Here is a 3,519-nt window from a genome sequence, read left to right as displayed (position 1 = left end):
GACGATGACAATCAGCCCGCTCATGCCCGTTTATGGCCGCTGCGAGGTTGCGCCAGTGCGCGGCGACGGTTGCTATCTTTACGACGATCAGGGCCGCGAATGGCTCGACATGGCCAGCGGCATCGCCGTCAACTGCCTGGGCCACGGCCACCCGCATCTGGTGGGTGCCATCGCAAAGCAGGCTGCCACGCTGATGCACACGTCGAACCTTTATAAGGCGCCGGCGCAGGAGCATCTGGCCCAGCGGCTGGTTGATCTGACCTTTGCCGATACGGTGTTCTTCACCAACAGCGGTGCCGAGGCCTTTGAATGCGCCTTGAAGACCGCGCTGTCGTATCATTATGCCGCCGGCAATCCGCACAAGCATCGCGTCATCACCTTTTCCAACGCCTTTCATGGCCGCACCATGGCGGCAATTTCCGCCACCGATCAGGAAAAGCTGCGCAAGGGATTCGAACCGCTGCCGGACTGGTTCAAAGTTGTGCCGTTCGATGATCTCGCCGCCGCCGAAGCCGCCATCGATGACAGTGTGGGCGCGTTCATGGTGGAACCCATTCAAGGCGAAGGCGGCATCCGCCCGGCCAGCCCGGAATTCCTCAAGGGCCTGCGTGATCTGGCCGACAAGCATGGCCTGCTGCTGATCTTGGACGAAGTGCAGTGCGGCGTGGCCCGCACCGGCAAGCTGTTTGCCCACGAACTCTATGGCATCACGCCCGACATCATGGCCATTGCCAAGGGCATTGGCGGCGGTTTCCCGGTTGGGGCATGCCTCGCCACCGAACGCGCCGCTGCCGGCATGGTGATTGGCACGCACGGCAGCACCTATGGCGGCAACCCGCTGGCCATGGCGGCCTGCGAAGCTGTGCTGGACATCGTGACCGAACCGGCCTTCCTTGACCGGGTCACCGAAATGGGCGCCCGCCTCACCCAGGCGCTGGAACAGATGATCCCGAATCATGGCGATTTATTCGATCATGTGCGTGGGCGTGGCCTGATGATCGGCTTGAAACTCAAGAGCGACAGCCGCGCCTTTGTCGGCCATGCCCGCAGCCACGGCCTGCTGATGGTTGCCGCCGGCGACAATATCGTCCGCCTGCTGCCGCCGCTCACCATCGAAGAAAAGCAGATCCGCGAGTGCGTGGAGCGCCTGTCGGCCGCCGCGCGCAGCTATCAACCGGCCGCCGCTGCGTAACCACTCCACTCCCCTTCAGGGAAGGGGCTGGGGGTGGGGTTCTGCCTGCAAACGCACCAGAATTCCGCCGGCTTCCACCCTTCCCCACCCCCAACCCCTCCCCTAAACGGGAGGGGAGGAATCGTGAAAAATGCCCCATTTTCTTGATCTTGCCACTGCCACCCCGGCCGGACTACGGGCCATTCTTGATGATGCCCACGCCCGCAAGGCGGCGCGCGCCGGCTGGCCCAAGGGCCGGGTGGATGCCGATGCCCCGCTGGCTGGCCATGTGCTTGGCATGATCTTTGAAAAACCCAGCACCCGCACGCGCTTCTCCTTCGACATGGCGGCCCGCCAGTTGGGCGCCACCACCATCGTCTCGTCGGCGGGCGAAATGCAGCTGGGTCGCGGCGAAACCATAGCGGATACCGCGCGCGTGCTCGGCCGCATGGTCGATGCGCTGATGTTGCGCACCAACAATCACGAGAAACTGGAGCAGTTGGCAGAACATGCCGGCGTGCCGGTCATCAACGGCCTCACCGATCTGTCGCATCCCTGCCAGGTAATGGCCGACATCCTGACCTTTGAAGAACGCACGGGCCGCAAGGTGGCGGGTTCAACCTGGGCCTATGTCGGCGACGGCAACAATATGACCAACTCGCTGATCGAGGCCAGCTCGCTGCTGAAATTCGATCTCAAGGTTGGCGTGCCGCACGGGATGGAGCCGGATTCGGGCGTGATGGCCACTGCCTGCGCGCGCGGCGGCTGCATCGATCTGGTGCACAACGCCGAAACCGCCGTGGAAGATGCCGATGTGGTCGTCACCGACACCTGGGTATCGATGGGCCAGACCGACACCAAGGAAAAGATCGCCGCCTGCACGCCCTTCCGGGTAAACGATGCGCTGATGGCCAAGGCCGCCCCCGGCGCTATTTTCCTGCACTGCCTGCCCGCCCACCGCGGCGATGAAGTGACCGATGCGGTGATGGACGGGCCGGCGTCTGCCGTGTGGGACGAAGCCGAAAACCGCCTGCATGTGCAGAAATCCATCCTGCTCTGGTGCCTGGGGCGGCTGTGATGGTGACCGAAGGCCTTGCCCCCACGGCCGATCGCACGCTGGGTTTCATGGTGCCGGCGCGCAACGCGCGCGGCGTGGTGGTGCGGCTGGATGCGACGCTGAACGCTATATTGGCCGCCCACCCCTACCCGCAGCCGCTGATCCGGCTGCTCGCCGAAGCCCTCACGCTCACCGCGCTGGTGGGTGCCACCATGCGCCAGGATGATGGCCAGGTGACAGTGCAAGCCTCTGCCAAGGGCGGCGTGGTCGATCTTCTGGCCTGCGACTGGCGCGCTGGAGAGCTGCGCGGCTATCTGAAGTTTGACGATCAAAAGCCTGTTTCAGAAGGCCTATCGCTGCCAGAATTGTTCGGCAAAGGCTATCTGGCCATCACGGTGGACCAGGAATCGTCCGAAGAACGCTGGCAGGGCATCGTGCCCTTGGAAGGCCACAGCCTTGGCGCCGCGCTGGAAGGCTGGTTCACCCAATCCGAACAATTACCGACCCTGATGCGCATTGGCATTACGGGCGATGCCGAAACCGGCTGGCTGGCCGGCGGCCTGATCGTGCAGCATCTGGCTCGCGCCGAAATCGGCGGCGAGCGGCTGGATACCGTCGAACAGCATCCGGATTGGGAACATGTCGCGGCGCTGGCCGGCTCCACCTCAACCGCAGAGCTGACCGATGCAGGCCTGTCTGCCGAACAGTTGCTGTGGCGCCTGTTCCACGAAGAGCAGGTGCGCGTGGTGCCCGGCCCCAAGCCGGTGAAAGGCTGCCGCTGCTCCGCCGCGCATATCAAGGATGTGCTGTCGCGCTTTCCCGAAGCAGAACGTGCCGGCATGCGCAACGAGGCTGGCACGATTGCGGTGGACTGCCAGTTCTGCAGCCGCGTCTTTCAGATCGCGGCATGAGCGGCCAATCTGCCTCCCGCCTTGCTGTCGTCCTGCTGTCGGGCGGGCTTGATTCGACCACGGTTGCCGCCGTCGCGCGTGCGCAGGGCTGGCGCCTGCTGGCGCTGACCATCGATTATAACCAGCGCCACCGCATCGAACTGGATCATGCCGCCCGGGTCGCTGCCGCGCTCGGCGCCGAACGCCATATCGTGTTGCCGCTCGATCTCACCGGCTTTGGCGGATCGGCGCTCACCGCTGATATCGACGTGCCCAAAGGCGGCGTGGAGCCGGGCATCCCGGTCACCTATGTGCCGGCGCGCAACACCATCTTCCTGTCGGTCGCGCTGGGTTGGGCCGAAGCCGCCGGCGCACGCGACCTGTTCATCGGCGTCAACGCG

The 3,519-nt window shown here is 64.6% G+C and carries 4 protein-coding genes; all 4 read left to right on the top strand.

Annotated elements, in window-relative coordinates:
• The first annotated feature begins 4 nt into the window (after window positions 1-4).
• Window positions 5-1,192, top strand: coding sequence for an aspartate aminotransferase family protein (locus tag RMO81_RS04905; RefSeq protein ID WP_310474645.1), 1,188 nt, complete (start codon window positions 5-7; stop codon window positions 1,190-1,192).
• 130 nt (window positions 1,193-1,322) lie between these two features.
• Window positions 1,323-2,249 carry an ornithine carbamoyltransferase gene (gene argF / locus RMO81_RS04900; protein WP_310474643.1) on the top strand — a complete coding sequence of 309 codons (927 nt, stop codon included), beginning with the start codon at window positions 1,323-1,325 and terminating at the stop codon, window positions 2,247-2,249.
• Window positions 2,249-3,139 carry an Hsp33 family molecular chaperone HslO gene (locus tag RMO81_RS04895; protein WP_310474642.1) on the top strand — a complete coding sequence of 297 codons (891 nt, stop codon included), beginning with the start codon at window positions 2,249-2,251 and terminating at the stop codon, window positions 3,137-3,139. The genes argF and RMO81_RS04895 overlap by 1 nt, the downstream gene beginning before the upstream one ends.
• Window positions 3,136-3,519: 7-cyano-7-deazaguanine synthase (locus RMO81_RS04890; RefSeq protein ID WP_310474641.1), on the top strand; the 384-nt coding region annotated here is incomplete at its 3' end. The genes RMO81_RS04895 and RMO81_RS04890, both read left to right, overlap by 4 nt.

It is taken from the genome of Sandarakinorhabdus sp., from assembly GCF_031422795.1.
Lineage (GTDB): Bacteria > Pseudomonadota > Alphaproteobacteria > Sphingomonadales > Sphingomonadaceae > Sandarakinorhabdus.
Note: the sequence above shows the minus strand (reverse complement) of the source record. Positions and strands in the feature narration are given on the sequence as shown.

Bases quoted from the DNA above. Each gene is read 5' to 3' on its own strand.
- RMO81_RS04905 (WP_310474645.1), top strand. From the start codon at position 5: ATGACAATCAGCCCGCTCATGCCCGTTTATGGCCGCTGCGAGGTTGCG.
- argF (WP_310474643.1), top strand. From the start codon at position 1,323: ATGCCCCATTTTCTTGATCTTGCCACTGCCACCCCGGCCGGACTACGG.
- RMO81_RS04895 (WP_310474642.1), top strand. From the start codon at position 2,249: ATGGTGACCGAAGGCCTTGCCCCCACGGCCGATCGCACGCTGGGTTTC.